Annotated in this window: 13 protein-coding genes and 1 rRNA gene; all 14 read right to left on the bottom strand. The window is 36.3% G+C overall.

Annotation, left to right across the window (positions count from 1 at the left end; all coding sequences use genetic code 11):
• Window positions 1–108 (bottom strand): 16S ribosomal RNA (locus K9N40_10120); the annotation flags it as partial.
• Between the two features lie 231 nt (window positions 109–339).
• The gene (gene serS / locus K9N40_10115) at window positions 340–1,602 is read right to left on the bottom strand and encodes a serine--tRNA ligase (GenBank protein ID MCF7814822.1); all 1,263 of its coding nucleotides are present in this window, start codon (window positions 1,600–1,602) and stop codon (window positions 340–342) included.
• A gap of 79 nt (window positions 1,603–1,681) precedes the next feature.
• Window positions 1,682–2,446 carry a triose-phosphate isomerase gene (tpiA, locus tag K9N40_10110; protein ID MCF7814821.1) on the bottom strand — a complete coding sequence of 255 codons (765 nt, stop codon included), beginning with the start codon at window positions 2,444–2,446 and terminating at the stop codon, window positions 1,682–1,684.
• 18 nt (window positions 2,447–2,464) lie between these two features.
• Window positions 2,465–3,451 (bottom strand): tetratricopeptide repeat protein, encoded by a 987-nt coding sequence (locus tag K9N40_10105; protein ID MCF7814820.1) that lies wholly within the window; start codon window positions 3,449–3,451, stop codon window positions 2,465–2,467.
• Window positions 3,452–3,578: 127 nt separating this feature from the next.
• Window positions 3,579–4,487, bottom strand: coding sequence for a tyrosine recombinase XerD (locus K9N40_10100; GenBank protein MCF7814819.1), 909 nt, complete (start codon window positions 4,485–4,487; stop codon window positions 3,579–3,581).
• A gap of 3 nt (window positions 4,488–4,490) precedes the next feature.
• Complete coding sequence (locus tag K9N40_10095; protein MCF7814818.1) at window positions 4,491–4,730, bottom strand: hypothetical protein; 240 nt, start codon at window positions 4,728–4,730, stop codon at window positions 4,491–4,493.
• A 25-nt stretch (window positions 4,731–4,755) separates the two neighbouring features.
• Window positions 4,756–6,456, bottom strand: a complete 1,701-nt coding sequence (locus tag K9N40_10090; GenBank protein ID MCF7814817.1) for a hypothetical protein — start codon at window positions 6,454–6,456, stop codon at window positions 4,756–4,758.
• The gene (locus K9N40_10085) at window positions 6,457–8,223 is read right to left on the bottom strand and encodes a sodium-dependent transporter (GenBank protein MCF7814816.1); all 1,767 of its coding nucleotides are present in this window, start codon (window positions 8,221–8,223) and stop codon (window positions 6,457–6,459) included.
• Between the two features lie 106 nt (window positions 8,224–8,329).
• On the bottom strand, window positions 8,330–9,256 hold the full coding sequence (locus K9N40_10080; GenBank protein ID MCF7814815.1) for a hypothetical protein: 927 nt from the start codon (window positions 9,254–9,256) through the stop codon (window positions 8,330–8,332).
• 112 nt (window positions 9,257–9,368) lie between these two features.
• Window positions 9,369–9,617, bottom strand: a complete 249-nt coding sequence (locus K9N40_10075) for a hypothetical protein (protein ID MCF7814814.1) — start codon at window positions 9,615–9,617, stop codon at window positions 9,369–9,371.
• A 52-nt stretch (window positions 9,618–9,669) separates the two neighbouring features.
• Window positions 9,670–10,989, bottom strand: a complete 1,320-nt coding sequence (locus K9N40_10070; protein ID MCF7814813.1) for a tetratricopeptide repeat protein — start codon at window positions 10,987–10,989, stop codon at window positions 9,670–9,672.
• The gene (locus K9N40_10065) at window positions 10,989–11,363 is read right to left on the bottom strand and encodes an endonuclease domain-containing protein (GenBank protein MCF7814812.1); all 375 of its coding nucleotides are present in this window, start codon (window positions 11,361–11,363) and stop codon (window positions 10,989–10,991) included. Before K9N40_10065 ends, K9N40_10070 begins: the two co-directional genes overlap by 1 nt.
• Window positions 11,364–11,935: 572 nt before the next feature.
• Window positions 11,936–15,163 (bottom strand): hypothetical protein, encoded by a 3,228-nt coding sequence (locus K9N40_10060; GenBank protein MCF7814811.1) that lies wholly within the window; start codon window positions 15,161–15,163, stop codon window positions 11,936–11,938.
• 216 nt (window positions 15,164–15,379) lie between these two features.
• Complete coding sequence (locus K9N40_10055; protein MCF7814810.1) at window positions 15,380–16,519, bottom strand: ABC transporter substrate-binding protein; 1,140 nt, start codon at window positions 16,517–16,519, stop codon at window positions 15,380–15,382.
• Window positions 16,520–16,721 lie beyond the last annotated feature (202 nt).

Here is a 16,721-nt window from a genome sequence, read left to right as displayed (position 1 = left end):
CGTCCGCCACTCTACTCGTAAAACCGAAGCTCTACTTTCGCGTTCGACTTGCATGCCTAATCCACGCCGCCAGCGTTCGTCCTGAGCCAGGATCAAACTCTTCGTTATAAAAATATATCCTTACTCACTCACCATTCACGTCTATCTAATTCGTTTCCTAAATTTCTCTCTAAAGAACAAAAAAAATTACCTCGCTAAAAACAAGGTTTGGCAAAATTGAAACCTACCCTCTCCATGTCAAATTAAAAATTACTTTTTTATTCACTTTTTTTATATATGAGGACAGAGAGTAAATCTAATTATCCATTTTTATAAACATTACGAAAACAATAAAAATAACTAAATTTTTTCACTTCCAGCAAAATAAGGTTTTAAAGCCTTTGGTAAATCTACTGTTCCATCTTCATTTTGATAAGTTTCCAATAAAGCAATCACAGTTCTTGGAGTAGCTAATCCGGAACCATTTAGTGTGTGGACAAATTTTACTTTGCCTTCTTCATCTCTAAATCGAATGGAAGCTCTTCTTGCCTGAAAATCTTCGAAATTGCTTACAGAAGAAACTTCCAAATATTTTCCAGCACCCGGCGCCCATACTTCCAAATCATAAGTTTTGGCAGAGGCAAAACTGAGATCGCCTGTAGCCAATGTAACTACTCGATAATGCAATCCTAAAGCTTGCAGAATATTTTCTGCATCAATCAGCATCTCTTCCAAAGCAATATTAGACTCTTCAGGAGTTGTAAATCTTACCATTTCCACTTTATTGAATTGATGAAGGCGCTGCAATCCTTTTGTATCCTTTCCATAAGAGCCAGCTTCTCTTCTGAAACATGGGCTATAGGAAACAAGTTTCTCAGGTAGATCAATACGATTCATTATTTCATCAGAAAACAAATTCGTCACAGAAACTTCAGCTGTTGGTATCAGGAAAAGATCATCAAGATCAACGTGATACATGTCATCTTCCAATTTAGGAAGTTGACCAGTCCCTGTCATGGTTTCTCTATTTACCAAAATCGGCAGCATTACTTCTTCATAACCATTTTTCTGAATATGATAATCCAACATAAAATTGATGAGGGCGCGTTCCAAACGAGCGCCTTTGCTTTTGTAACCTACAAAGCCACTACCAGAGATCTTTGCAGCTCTTTTCATGATCAATAGATCATTTATCTCAGCTAATTCAAGATGATCTTTGGGTTTGAAAGTAAATTCTTTCTTTTCACCCCAATCTTTCACAAATTCGTTATTTTCTTCTCCACCAGTGGGAACATCTGGATTGGGAATATTGGGAATTGTTAACAAAGCTTGCTCCAATTCCTTGGAAATATCAGAAAGTTCTGCAGAAAGATTTTTCACTATTTCGGCTAATCCTTTCATTTGCTTTAGAACATTGGTGATATCCTCTCCTGCTTTTTTCAATTTTGGAATTTCTTTGGAGACTTTGTTTTGTTCTGCACGTTTAGTATCAAATTCAAACTGTATCTTTCTTTTCTTTTCGTCCAGAGCAAGAATCTTATCTACATCTGCCTTCTCATTTTTCTTTTGAATTGCTTCTTTTACCAATTCAGCATTTTCCCTGACAAATTTAATATCTAACATTTTAACCTCTATATAACACTTTTATTATGAAAAAACCCACGACCAGAAGCCGTGGGTTTAATAATTTATAACTTTAAAATTACAAACTCACAGCCACATCTATCATCGATGAAAACTTTGAAATATCAAGTGAAGCACCACCGATAAGTCCGCCATCGATATCGACTTGTTTCAAAAGTTCTTCCACATTTTCCGGTTTCATGCTTCCACCGTAAAGGATCTGAGTAAATTCAGAAATATCTTCTCCATAAGTATCGGTAAGCCAATTCCTGATAAGAGCATGAATTTCCTGAGCTTGCTGCGGAGTAGCAGTTTTTCCAGTACCAATCGCCCAGATCGGCTCATAAGCTATCACAATATTTCGTTCTTCAAAATCAATATCCTGGAATGCACCGGATAACTGCTTGAGAATTAGATCTTTTGTGATGCCTTCTTCTCTTTGTTCCAATGTTTCGCCGATACAAACGATCGGATCGATGCCATCTAAAAGAAGTTTTTTGATCTTCAGATTGACCATTTCATCGGTTTCCGCAAAATATTGACGTCTTTCTGAATGCCCGACAATACAATAATCCATTTCCATAGAAGACAACATTTTCGCTGAAATCTCACCAGTGTATGCTCCATTGTCATGTTCGCTGCAATTCTGGGCTCCGATCAGCAAAGGAGAATCCAATGCCAGATCGTAGGCCATTTCCAGATAGACATAGGGTGCGCAAATTGCAACTTCTGTTTTGGTAAGCTGCATATCTTTCAGTTTATCATTCAATTCTACCAGGAAATCTTCGGCTTCTTCAAATGTTTTATTCATTTTCCAGTTGCCGGCAATCAGTATATTTCTCATAATAATTCCTATTTTTTTTTAAAGTTCAGATTCAATACTTTCTACGAAACCTTTTGCTTGTTTGTCGTATTTGGAACCGAATAGTTTTTCGAAATCTGATTTAGCTCCAACTTTATTACCACGATTATATTTTATCATCGCTCTAAAATAGATGGCATCAGCATCACCAGGGCTATTTCTAAGTCTTTGATCGATTTTTTCTAATGCTTTATCATATTTATCAATATCGTAATAATTTGATATCAGTAGCAGATTGATTGCTGAATCGTATTTCATTTCAAGAGCTTTCTCAAAATATGTGTTCGATTTATTGTACTGCTGCATATCTTCATACAAACTTCCCATATTCTTATAGGTTTGAATAAGGACACTTTCGCGGGGATTGGTTTGCAGAAAATCTTCATAAGCTTTCACAGCTTCTGCATTATTTCCCAGCTGAACATATAGAGTAGCTATATTTTTGATAACTTTGGAATCATTTTTCAGTTCATAAGCTTTTTCGTACCATTCCAGTGCTTTTTCCTTATCGTCCATATCCACATAATAACCAGCAATTTTCTTTTCTACTTTGAAGCTTCTCTTATTTGCATTGTATGCTTTAAGAACTTCAATAGCTTCAGGAATTCTATTCAGTTTAGACTTCAGGATTATGGCTTTGTAATTGATAAGATCCCAGCTGCCGGGATTTAGTTCCAATCTTGCATCAAGAGCTTTGATGGCATTTTCATAATCTCCACCCTGAAAATAACCATTGAAAGCGTAAAGCCACCACTGATTTATCTTATCCTTATCCATTGGAATTCCATCAGTTTGAACTGCTTCTTTCAATTTTGCAATAGCTTCTTCAAATTTTGCAGCAGCTTCTACATAACTACCAGCGTTGTAAAGAGTTTCTCCTTCCACTCCGATTTCATTGGCAATCCTTTCCAATGATTTTTCTGCGAACAATAATCCGCAACATATTATAAGAGAAAGCATCAGTAATAGTCCAGTTTTTCTAAACATTCCGACCTCCATTATTTTTTAGATTTGCCATTTTTTTAATCATTTCTCAGATGTCAATAATTAAGATTACATACTTTTATAAATATAACGCAATGCCTATTTCATTATTATTCAGTTCGTTATAAAATCATCCGCGGGGATGATACAATTTGTGCTCTTTCATGATAAATTTGTTGTCGATATTAGTGTAGATCTGGGTTGTGTTGATGCTGGAATGACCTAAAAGCATTTGAACAACTCGCAAATTTGCTCCGGCTTCCAAAAGATGCGTAGCAAAACTATGCCGGAAAGTGTGAGGAGAAACATGTTTTTTTATTCCACATTGCAAGGTTAATTTTTCTATCATCTTCCACACTCCCATTCTGCTTAGCTTGCGACCAAACCGATTCAGGAACATAATATCGGTAAGATTGATTTTCCGCAATTTTGGTCGGGCATTTTTGTAATAATATTTCAGAAATTCCAGAGATTGATCAGCTATCGGCACAGCTCTCTGTTTGCTGCCTTTTCCCATTACGCGCACAACTTGTTCTTCCCAATAAACTTCGTGGATCGAAAGATTGATGATTTCAGAAATTCTTAAACCGCAGGCGTACATCAATTCCAGCATGGCTTTATTTCGCCAACCCAAAGCATCTTCGGTGGGAATGCTGTCCAAAAGCTTCAACATTTCTTTCTGGGAAAGTACATCGGGAAGTTTTTGTGTGTATTTTATGGTTGGAACTTCGTTGAAGTTCATTTTGGTATCAAATTCTTCCTGGCTCAGGTAATCGAAAAAGACCTTGATCGCACTGCGTTTTCTGGCAATACTGGACGATGACAATCCCATTTCCTGAAGATTTACAAAGAAATCTATCACATCGTTTGCTTTGATATCTTCAACTTTCTTATCCAGATAGAAAAGACAATCCTGAACATCTCGATGATAGCTTTCCACACTGTTTTCCGAAAGGCCTTTTTCTACCTTTATATAATAGAGGAAGCTATTGAGGAGAGATTGGTTATGTTTGGAAAGTTCCTTGAAAGGATCTCTCACAAATTATTCCTCTTCTTCTACTTTCGGTTCTTCTTTCAGTTTTACTTCTTTATCAGGATCGAGTCCGGTATTTCTTTTGAAGGTGTTATCAGCTTTCTGCTTTCTGAAATAATAGTATAGGATCAATACTACAGGAATAACAACGAACCAGAAGCGGATAGCATAAGCCATGATAAAACCAAAAAACCTGAAGAAAAGCATGATGGTGACAAAAGTAATTAGATACCAGTAAAAACCACGCATTAGTCCTCCTAGTTACCCCTTTATTCTAATTCTCTAATATTTTCCTGAATCCCGGGCTGAAAATTGATTGCGGATTATTTTGCAGAAATGTTCGGCAAAGTTCTTTATCATCATGTAGTTCTGCCAATTTTAACCTGGCATAATTCTGTAAAATGGGATTTTTGAATTCCTGCGAAAATACATAATTCGCATCATCTGTCAAATTACCAAGTTCTGCCCATTCTCCTGCCAGTAAAAGCATTTCCTCATTATTTGTTTCCTGGAAGATCAGCAGCAAAGAATCAACAGCTGCTTCTATTTTGTGAAGCTGCATCTGGCGATAAGCGGCAAAGAAACTGCTTTTTTGTTCCGGCTTAAGAAGTGAAGACACAACGAAAAGATTCAAAGCATCATTTGCCTGCTCTTTTTCTGGAAGATTGATCAGGATCTCTCCCAACAAACTATCCGATGCGGGATCGTTCTGCATCAAAGCAAGCAGATAAGAATAATAAAATCCCATTTTGTAGGAATCTGTTCCACTTTCCTGCTGTGAAAGCAAAGCTTGCAATCTATATTTGCTGTCTTCAAAATTTCCGATCAGCATCAGATATTCGATGATCTTATATTCAATATCATTTTTCTGGGAAAGATTGTAGGAATATTTCTTGGCATCTTCCAGAAAATTAACGATTTTATTCGAATCATCGTTTCGTATAATGGCAATTTCAGATAGAAGCAGTCTGGCATCACTGTTCGCTTTGGTTCGAAATCTGTAATGTGAACCTTGCAGATTTTTATCGTTATAGATCTTCAGAAGTCTTTTTTCTGCAGTTTCCAAGTCTCCCAAAGTAATCAGAATATCAGCGATCTGCATATTTGCCGTTGCCTGTTTTGCCACATCGTGTTCACGCTCCACATATCGGACAAAAGCTCGTTTGGCAACTTCCAGATTTCCCATAGATTTCATACTGATAGCAAAATTATTCAAAATATTTGGTGCAAGTTTCTCATATTTGAGAAGTGCATTATCATAATCTTTGATCTCGGCATAACATTGAGCAACGATCTGAATGATATTTTCGTCTTCGTATTTGCTGCTTTCCTTTTCTAATTTGGAGATCAGCGAGTCATCATCTTGCAGCATTTGCTTTAACCTGCTGAGAGCATAATTGGTATAACCTTTCTGACGACTGACAAGCTTGAAGAACTCTTCAACAGATTTTTCATATTCCTTTAGATTCTGATAATCCAGAGCCATTTCCCGTGAGTAAAGATGATCGTCTTTGGTAACTTTTCTGGCCTGCAACAGAATATTCACGGCAATTTCATACTGCCGGAACTGCTCGAAAATACTTGATAGTGTGCGATAAGAATTTATGCTGCCAGCATTTTGCGCCAGAAAATCCAAACACAATTCTTCTGCTTTATCCAATTTTCCCTGACTTATCAAGATCGATGTTCGAAGTTTTATCCTGATGAGATCTGTAATTTGCTGTGCATATTTATTCAGCTGCTCTTCTGCTTTATCTATTTTGGAAGTTCTTATCAGATTGGAAACATACATGTCCACTACTCCGGCATCCACAGGAAAATCTGTGAGGATCTGCTCATAGATTTGATTTGCTCTCTCGTAATGCCTTTGCACCAGATAGCGATTTGCCTGTTTTATCAGGATGTTTTTTTCATTGTATTGCGGCCAAAGTAATACAGGCAGCAGCACAAATAGGATGAGAATACTTTTTTTCAATTAATCTTCCTTATTTAGTTCTTCATCTTCCACAAAATTTTCATCGGTCCACACCATCCTACGCTTTTCTTCTTTAATGGAAATTGTAGTGAAATATATTGCTCCTCCAATTAAAGCAAGAAAAACATAAAGCGCAATACTTGGTGTTATCAAGCTGGCAAAAAATGCACTCGATTGACCTATTATAATAATCGCAATAAGAATAATTCCAAGCAACAATAAAGCTTTGAAATAGGTGTAAAGACGTTTGAAACCAATTTTATCGGTAAAACTTTCTTTGGGAATGAATGTTTTATCAGGATGAACATCCTTGTTTCGGTTATGTAAAGAAATAAGTACTGCTGATATTGGAACTACCACAACAACTATCCAGCCAAAAATCAGGGCTTTTCCGGGATAACCTTCATAACCATTTGTCAGGAACGAAACAGCTTCTGAGATTATGAGAGCTGCTACAGCTATCGGTACAAAATATCGCAGCAGATAGTTCCACCATTTTCCTACTTTAACTTCGGAATATTTATTGGCATAACCCCGAAGCCTTTCTAATTTGTAAAACCATCCCAGAACAACACATTCTACCAGAACTACAGCAGAAAGTCCGAAAACTTCCAACCATTTATCTACGATATCCAGCCAGTAAAGACCTGCTCCGGTAGTAAATAATATCCCTATGAAAAAAGCAACAACTGCTACCAGAATATTAGATTTTTTATAACCCCAACCGAATTTGTCCCGCAAAGACGATGCAACAGCTTCGACCAAGGAAAAAGCTGAATCAATTGCTAATGTCAACAACATTAAGAAGAAGAGAATTCCAAATATTTTAGAAAGGGGCAGCATGTTGATTATTGCAGGATAAGTTACGAAAGCAAGCCCAGGACCTCCTTTCAGAACGGTTTCCACAGCTACACCTTCGATTCCGGCGTAATATCCCAGCGTTCCAAACACTGCAAAACCTCCAATGAAGGCAGTTGCTCCATCACTCAGAGCGATGATTAGCGCACTATTGATAATTCCTGAATGTTTTGGTAAAAAACTGGCATAAGCTATCATTATACCGAATCCTATAGAAAGCGAAAAGAAAACCTGCCCATATGCTGCAATCCAGATACTAGGATCCAATAACTTCTCAAAATGCGGCTGTAGATAAAAGATCAATCCTTCCATTGCCCCAGGAAGCGTAACTCCTCTTACTACAAAAACTATCAATAGAAGCCAAGGTAAAAAAACCGTGAAATAAACGACCTTGGAAACCGTTTTCGCACCTTTCCAGATCGCGGCAACTATCAGTATCCAGCTAACGACCAAAGCGATCATTATTGGAAATTGAATATTTCCGAATTCAAATGGTCCACTGGTTAAACCAAGGAAATGATTGTAGAAAAATCCGCTTGTATCCTGTCCCCAATTCTGAGTTACAGAGAAGATCGAATAATTCAAACCCCAGGCCATTACAACTGCGTAATATGTCGTTATCATGAATCCAACAAAAACAGCCCACCAGCCGATCCATTCGTATTTCTTGCCAACTTTACGGAGCGACAATGGTGCAGCCATTTTGTATTTATGACCAATACTCAATTCCAATATCATCAGCGGAATTCCAGCCGAAAGCATGGCGATAAGATACGCAACTAGAAACGCACCACCACCGCTTTCATAACACTTGAACGGAAAACGCCAGATATTTCCCAAACCAATGGCAGAACCGATCGCTGCCAGAATAAAAGCTTTTCTACTGCTCCAATGTTCTCTTGCACCCATTTGACTTCTCCCCTTATTTTATTTTTTAAATGTATTTAAACCTCTCTGGAAACTGCGTTTCCTTTCTCCTCTTCCAAAAAGGGTTTGAAGAATTTCAACTTTGCCATTATTCTGAACCCCTCTGACTCGAAATTATTCGAGTCTTCTCCCCTTCCAAAGGGGAGCTTAAATCTTTTGGCATCCAACCTTCAGAAATTTTCTTAAAATATTCTTTTCTAACATTATCTTTTCCTGACAAAACGTCGATTAATTCTTCTGAATTTAAAATTATCTGCCACAATTTTCTCAACATATCTCTACATTTAGCAAGTTCCTTCAGATTTAGTTTTCCATCATTATATTTATCTTTAAAAGATTCTCCATGCAAAATTTCTGATCTTACTTTGTAGATTTTAAGAAACTCTCTAAATGCAATTTCTCTTTGTTGATTATCTTTCTCAGTAAGTATGGAATATGCCCAGGCTAGTTTTTTCTTAATCCCCCAATTACTTTTATGAGTAAGAATAGTTTCAAAAGTTGTTATAAATAAAACATATGATGCGCTCCAATGAATTGCTGTACATCCGTTAAGCATTGAAACAAGAGCACTTCTTAATCGGTTATTTTCATTAAATATTTCAAGAATTATTGGATAATATTTTTTAATTAATACTGTATCATCTAATTCAATATTAACGTTGTATTCTTTTTCATCGATAAATTTAAAAATATCTTCGAATCTATTTAAATCCTCTGTATTAAATTTATAAAATATTTTTAATGTTGTAGATTTAACTATCAATAATGATAATTGAAACAAATGAATATAATTTGTTATTGTATAGAAATCACAGTTAGCTTTGACATATAACCAATAGTACGGCAATTCTTCTTGTTCTTTAAAAGATAAATTTGATTGTACTAACTTACTGGAAGTAAGTTTATAATCTTTTGTTAAAATTTTAAGATTTGTATTTATAATGAATTCGTTAAAATCATTAAGCACATCATTATCTATACTTATATTAAATAAAGGACAATATGCTATACTCATATAGAATACCCAAATCTACCAAATATTGAACTGTATTCTTTGTCAATCTTATGATTTAACATGACATCATCTTACAATTTATTTCTGATAAAGAGTAAATTTAAAACTTGCATTATTTAAAATACGAGGAATCAAATAATTTCGGATGAATCCTAAATCCTTGAGTACTATGCTCCAATTCAAAAATCTTTGATGTTCTTTTACTTATTAAGATGATTTGAATATCTGGATAGATTTCCGATATCTTTAGCAAATCTGCAACAATGGGTAATTTGATTGTAAATTCTCCATTGTTATTAAGTTTTGGCTCATCTTCAGTATCAAATTCAAAAATAATTTTACTGATGTTTTTAAAATCCATAATAATTCCTCTATTTAATTTTCTACTTTTACTAATTACATAATTGTTTTATCTACCATTGAATACCAAATTTCAATAATAATTCTTGTGCAGGTTTATAACCCAATCTTGCTGCTATTTGAGCATACTTAATAGATTTTTCAAAATTCCCTTTTTGTACATAAGAAAAACCCATATTATTGTATGCTTCTACATAATAAGGATTTAATTCAATTGCATTTTCATAGTTTATTATTGCATCATCATAATTACCCAAATTACTATAGGCATTACCCATATTGTAATAAGCAACTTCATCATAAGGATTTAATTCAATTGTTTTTTTGAAATTAATTATTGCATTCATTTCTTTGTGAATTTCTAAATAGACATTTCCTAGATTAAAATATACATCAGGATTATTTGGAGCAAATTCAATTGCATTTTTATAACATTCAATAGCGTCATCATATTTCCCAATATCGAAATAAGCCACACCTAAATTATAATACGAATTGAATATTGGAAAAACATTATTTGTTTTAATATAATACTCAATTTCTTTATTATAATTCCCAAGTTTACCATAGGCAAGTCCAATGTTATAAAGCGTTTCCGGTCTTGCATGCAATTCAGCTGATTTGTTAAAATATTCTATCCCTTTTTCGTAATAACCATTATGAACTTCTATTACTCCTTTCTGAAACCAATCTTCAGCACTTAATTCATTACTGCTTTGATTATATTTTTTTTGTAACTTTAATTTTTGATTCTCATTTCTTGTCTTAGCTAATTTAATTTTCAAACTATCAATTTCTGCAAGTGCTTTTTCAGTTCTTCTATGCGATTTTTCAAGTTGCATTGATTTTTCATTATCTTCGATTATTGTATCAAGTCTATTTACAACATCGTTTTCATCAGCTGTAATCTCAGCTTTCATATAATAAGTTACACCATTCCAGTTTTCTTCAATAATTTTTGTTTCGGTAATACCTGCAGAAATTATTTCAATTTGTTTTGCTGTTAGATCTTTTACCTTACCACTCGCTTCAATTTCTCCACTTAAAACAGTTGAGTGCATATACATGCCAATTTCCTGCAGAAGAAGTCGTTTTACCTGTTCCAAAGCAATTGCTCGAGAAGTAATTTTACTGTCAGCTTCACTTGCCTGGTAAGTGTATTCCCGAATCCAGGTTTTGGAATTTAGATAAAAGCATGAAAGTAAAATTAAAATACATAATATTTTTTTCATTTTAACCCCTCTGGGAACTGCGTTTCCTGTCTCCCCTTCCCAAGGGGAGTTTAAATTAACTAATTTCGACAACAAAAATCTTTTAAGTCCCCCTTTGTAAGGGGGAATCAAAGGGGGTTTGAAGAATTTCAACTTTGCCATTAATTCAAACCCCTCTGACTCGAAATTCTTCGAGTCTTCTCCCCTTCCAAAGGGGAGCTTATTCCAAGTTCTGTTTCTCGAATAGTAATTTTTTCTAACAAGTCAAGTCTAATATCGTGAAGTTGTTTTTTTGTTTGAATATTTGAATAACGAATAACCTTAATACCTAACTTTTTCAATTTTTCAGTTCTAATTTCGTCATAACCCATTTTATCTGAATGTGTGATCCCATCAACTTCAACACACAATTTTAGTTCGTTACAATAGAAGTCTAAAATATAATTTTCAATTGGTTTTTGTCTTAGAAATTTATATCCTTTCATTTTTTTATTTCTAAGAAGTTCATACCAAACGATCCGCTCAGGTTTATTCATGTTTTTGCGATTTTCCCGAGCTTTTTCTTTCAGATCAGAGCGATATGAAACAATTGATTTTGATGAATTCATTAATCTAACAAAACCCCTCTGATCAGCAAGCTGATCTTCTCCCCTTTCCAAGGGGAGACTGGATTAATTATTTTCGCCAAGAAAAAACTTTGAAGTCCCCCTTTGTAAGGGGGAATAAAAGGGGGTTTAAAGAGCTCAATCTTTGCCATTAATTCAAACCCCTCTGACTCGAAATTCTTCGAGTCTTCTCCCCTTCCCAAGGGGAGTTTAAATTAACTAATTTCGACAACAAAAATCTTTTAAGTCCCCCTTCGTAAGGGGGAGTAAAAGGGGGTTTAAAGAGCTCAATCTTTGCCATTAATTCAAACCCCTCTGACTCGAAATTCTTCGAGTCTTCTCCCCTTCCCAAGGGGAGCTGTTTTTTCTTTTCTCATCACTCATCTCTAACCTTTCGAAGGTCGCACAAGCAAGATGTAACAAAACCTTCGCAAGGCTTCGGCCAGCCAGGGAGGGACAGCAACTCGTCAGTTCGTAGCCTCAGGCGAAGACTGAGGGTGAGTTCACTCCGCTTTCTCATTCAACAACCTTAAATACTCTTTTATCAACTCCCGATACTCTTTGGGATAATCTTCCAAATCTTCGTTCAAAAGAGCTTTTTTTCGCATTTTGTCAAATTCTAATTTTATTTCTTCCGGCAGTTCCCAGTTTTCTATCTCGCTCTGTTCTGCTTTACGCTTCTTGCTGAATTCTCGTTTGTGGATAGATTTCTGAGCATCCAGCAGTCGGGAAAGAATTCTTTCCTGCTTATCCACCAGGTTTCTATCGATTCGTCCTCGTTTCAGATCATGGGCAATTTCTTCCAGGTCATCGATGATCTGGTTGATGGCATTTGTCTGCTTTTGTGCTTCTCTGTCATTTTGCAGAATACGTTTCAAATTTTCTGCCAGTCGTTCTTCATCGCGCGCCAGCCTTTGTGCCTGAGACATCATTTCCTGGCTCATCCTACCTTCCTTGCCCAACTGCTGTAAAAGCTGCTGCGAGACCATGTTTATCATCATCTGCTGTTGACCCATCTGCTGCAAAGCCTGCATCAAACTCTGCATTCCACTGCTGCTGCCGCCCTGCTGCATATTCTGCGAACTCTGCAATAGATCATAGATCATCAAGTTCAAACCTTTCTGAACATCTGTAAGGAATTGATTTACTTTTACATGCTGCGCATCATTTATATATTGGAACATCTCCCGATACGTGGAAGACGTGAAATTAGCATCATAAAAGAATTTTGCGCCCAGAGTCAGGGCTATCATCGGAGTTTGCAGAAGTTCATTCACCGTAAGGTTCACACTTTCAAAAATTGCGATCTGATCTGGCAAAATTGCAAAAGGATCCTGAAAATATTTGGAATGCGAGGCTTCATGTCTTTCAGAAAAAATTAAAAGTCGACGAACTGCTGTCTGCATTGCCTGCATCATATTCATCTGCGCGCCGGCTGCAAAACTCTCTTTCATTTTCTGCAGCATTTTCATCATCTGTTCCAGCTTTTCCTGAGCACTCTGCTGGGATTGCTGGGCTTTCTTCATCTCGCCGGATTGCAGGTTTTCGCTGCTCTGCTGCATATCCTGCTGAACATCATCTTTCTCCATCTGCTCTCGCAGTTCATCCAGCATCTTTTGCAGTTCTCCGTCCTTTTCTCCCAGCATTTTCTCGATCTCATCCAGTTGTTTCTGCAAACTATCCATCTTATCTGAAATCTGTTTTTGCTGTTTGGAAAGCTCTTCGTTGCTGCTCTCTCCGGATTTGGTTTTTTCATTGAGAGTGGATTGCATTTCATTCATCTCTTCGGTGATTTCCAGAGCTTTTTCGATAGCCTGTTCTTTTTTGATATCTTCCAAAAGTTTGATGGTCTGATCGAGTTTTTTGGAAAAATCTTCCATGGAGAATTTAAAATCTTCCAAAGCTTTTTTCATCACATCAGGATCGAGATTTTCCATGCTTTCCCGCAGTTTTTCCATGGCTTTTTCCAGCTCTTCGTTGCTGATCTCTTCCATCAATTCCTGAATGCGCTGCATCTTTTCCATTGTATCGTTGGAAAGTCCTTCATTATCCTCGAATTTTTCAAGCAATTCCTGAAAATCTTCTGCCACATTTTCTATATCTTTATTCAGATTTTCCTGTTTATCCAAGATGTTTTCAATATCCTTTTTGTCTTCCCAGTCCATTTCTTCTTTCTTCAAAAGTTCGCGCCGTTTTTCTTCAAATTCTTCTTGCAGTTCTTGCGATTTTTCCAGAGTATTTTCCAGAACTTCCCGCTTTTCCTGTTCTTTTTCCTCGATCTCTTTATAAATCTCTTCTATAGATGGAAAACGTGCTGTAAATCGACGAGATTCTGCTGTCTGCTTTTGGGGAGAATTATCAGAAATCTGAACCCAGTAAGTTACTTTATCACCGGGGAAAAGCACCATTTCATTCATATCGAAAACATGATCCAAACTGAGAGTCGTACCCGGAATGCGTGACTGCAAACTCAAAGAATCGATAACACCTTGATTTATGTGATAAAAAAGTAGGAGATCCTTAAGACCAAAATCGTCGGAAGCGATGATCTGCAGAGGCAGCAGCATATTTTGTGTGAATAGAGTATCTTTGCCGGGATAAGTTATTTTGATCTCGGGAATTTGATCGTAAACAACGGTGATAGATTTGGATAATTTGCGGGAAGTATTGCCCAGAATATCTTCCAGATTAAAATGATAGCTGCCATTCTGCTCAACTTTGAAATCGGTTTTGAATGAACTTTTGCCGGTTCTTGTCAAATCCTGCAAATCTCCAGTCGAAAATATGATCTTACCGTTTTCAATGGGATTGTTGGCATCGATATTGAGTGTGATTTGCGTTCCCTGTATGGCCCTGATATTACCTGAAGCATTCTGTTCAAATTCCGATTTTAATTTTGTGTATTCAGGATAATCGTAGCGCACATCGATATTTGTAACGACTGGTAATTCAAACACTTCCACTCGGAAAGTATCGGAAACAGCAAATGGAGTCTGCACAAAATAGGAAAAAGAAAAATCCAGATTCTCAAAGATTTTTTTGTAATCCATGAGTTGTTCCTGCCGCCAATTATCTTCTATGCGATAGAAGAATTTATGTTCTACTTCTGGTTCTGGATTCAAAATTTCTATCGTTACTTTACTGTTACGAGTTACGGATATATTTCCTGGTTCAAGTTCAACAAATTCCTTGTGCTGAATTTCCGGCATTTTCCGCATTGCAAAGAATTCTCTGGCTTGCATGAATTTCTGCGGATTCAAAATAAAGAGCAAGGCAGAAGCTAGATAAAGCAAGATCACGATCTTCCAAATAGGAGAAAGAAAATTGCTGACAACTTTAAGCAGCTGATTTTCTGCTTTTCTATCTGCTTTCTGCAGAATCCTTTCCAAAATCTCATGTTCAATATCTTCCGCTTGCAGTTCCAGGGCATTCTGATAAGTATCCGCTTTATCCTGATTGAATTCATCCAGCTGCCGGGCAATCTCCAGCTTGGTTTTCATGGTTCGATTGGCTTGCAACGCCAGGTAAATGAAAATCAAAAACAGTAATATTTTGATGGTTAAAGCAAATAAAAACAGTTCCTGAACATGCTTGGCAGCGCTGGAAAACACGACAAAAAACAGAGTGAATGCAAGAATGAAAATTGCCAGGGCGATAAGAGCAAACTTAAGCCCGATTATCAGGTTTTGCCTGAATTGTAATTTCTTTATTTTATGTTCAAAATTTCTCATTAATTTATCTAATTGCAAAAGTACTCAACTTTTACAACTCCTTATTTTTTATAATGAGCAGTGTTTGGATCGGGTTTGATTGTCAAGCGGGAAATGGCAGAATGTTGGAATACATTAGCGTCTCCGCTTAGAAATATGAAGAAATCTAACCGGAGACACTCTTTATGAATATATAACTATTACTTGATCAAAACTCTGATCAGCAAATAATTTTATCTAATTTAAATAACTGCTGATTACCTGCCAGTCCTCGAAATAATTGTATTCTCCGCCTATCACAATCGCCGGATATACTTTATCTGAACCCTGGTGATCGGTAGCAGAAAAACTGATCTGATGATCAATACCAATATCCAGATCCTTAATTGATTCCATCTGTTCTATGAAATTTGACCTTGTCAGATTATTGCCAGATCTGGTTAAACCTTCAACTAAAACTTTAGCAGCAAGATAACCTTCCAGGCTTACATGATTTAATTCTTCATCAGGAGCATATGCATTCAAATCATTTCTGGCTTCCACTACTGCTGGCAGCATACTGAATTCGGGAGGAACAACCTGGGTTATAATTTCTGCATCACCCTGTCCTGCATCATTTAAAATATCCAGAAGCTGATGTGCTCCAACAAAAGACACGTTCATGAAAACAGGATTGAAATCCTGCTTTTTGCCTTCAATAATAAACTTGGCACAACTTCCGTAAGTTCCTACCATAACAACTGCATCAGGTTCAGTGGGAATAATTCTGTCTAATCCTGCTTGGATATCCATGGTGTTTCTTTTATAAGTTCCCCAGGAATGAAGTTTTAGCCCTCGCTTTATCAATGATTTATTCAGTCCTTCAAGTACTGTGTAACCATAGTTGTCATCCTGGTAAAAACAGGAAATTTTGGTCATTCCAAGCTTGTCTACAACTCCTTTGATGAATTTTTCTACTTCGTCATAATAACTGGCACGATAATGAAAAATCTCCTTCACAAGTGGATTCCTTAATGGTTCTGCTCCTGTAAATGGGGCGATAAGAGGTATATGTTTTTCTACAATAATTGGCTTTATGGCCATTGTGGTTGGAGTTCCCACGTTGCCAAATAAACAGAATACTTTGTCTTCATCGATTAATTTATGAGTATTTTCAATGCAGCGTCCCGGCTCATATCCGTCATCATATGCAATCAGTTTTATGTTTCTGCCTTTGATGCCACCCGATTTATTTATGCGGTTGAAATATGACATCGCTCCATTCTTGAAACTGTTTCCCAGATAATCTGAAGGTCCCGTTAAAACCGTGGACATTCCAAGCAAAATCTCTGTATCTGTAATTCCAAATTCTACTTCCTTCGTTACTTTAACCTTCATTCAACCTTCCTCCACACCTTTAGTTTTTAATAAATTTACCAAAGTAAGTTAATGTTTTTTGTGAGTTCAACTGTCAAGCGGGAAATGGCAAAACGTGTAATTCTGACAAATGGTTTGACAAAAATTTCTTTCAACTTCTTGTTTGAAAGTGGTTTGAATTTGGGAAGAGATCACTTGAAAATTGGAGAATAAAATGAGAAAG

Source organism: Candidatus Cloacimonadota bacterium (assembly GCA_021734245.1).
GTDB lineage: Bacteria > Cloacimonadota > Cloacimonadia > Cloacimonadales > TCS61 > B137-G9.
Note: the sequence above shows the minus strand (reverse complement) of the source record. Positions and strands in the feature narration are given on the sequence as shown.

Coding starts and splice junctions, on each gene's coding strand:
- serS (MCF7814822.1), bottom strand. CDS start 1,602: ATGTTAGATATTAAATTTGTCAGGGAAAATGCTGAATTGGTAAAAGAA.
- tpiA (MCF7814821.1), bottom strand. CDS start 2,446: ATGAGAAATATACTGATTGCCGGCAACTGGAAAATGAATAAAACATTT.
- K9N40_10105 (MCF7814820.1), bottom strand. CDS start 3,451: ATGTTTAGAAAAACTGGACTATTACTGATGCTTTCTCTTATAATATGT.
- K9N40_10095 (MCF7814818.1), bottom strand. CDS start 4,730: ATGCGTGGTTTTTACTGGTATCTAATTACTTTTGTCACCATCATGCTT.
- K9N40_10085 (MCF7814816.1), bottom strand. CDS start 8,223: ATGGGTGCAAGAGAACATTGGAGCAGTAGAAAAGCTTTTATTCTGGCA.
- K9N40_10080 (MCF7814815.1), bottom strand. CDS start 9,256: ATGAGTATAGCATATTGTCCTTTATTTAATATAAGTATAGATAATGAT.
- K9N40_10075 (MCF7814814.1), bottom strand. CDS start 9,617: ATGGATTTTAAAAACATCAGTAAAATTATTTTTGAATTTGATACTGAA.
- K9N40_10070 (MCF7814813.1), bottom strand. CDS start 10,989: ATGGCAAAGTTGAAATTCTTCAAACCCCCTTTGATTCCCCCTTACAAA.
- K9N40_10065 (MCF7814812.1), bottom strand. CDS start 11,363: ATGAATAAACCTGAGCGGATCGTTTGGTATGAACTTCTTAGAAATAAA.
- K9N40_10060 (MCF7814811.1), bottom strand. CDS start 15,163: ATGAGAAATTTTGAACATAAAATAAAGAAATTACAATTCAGGCAAAAC.
- K9N40_10055 (MCF7814810.1), bottom strand. CDS start 16,519: ATGAAGGTTAAAGTAACGAAGGAAGTAGAATTTGGAATTACAGATACA.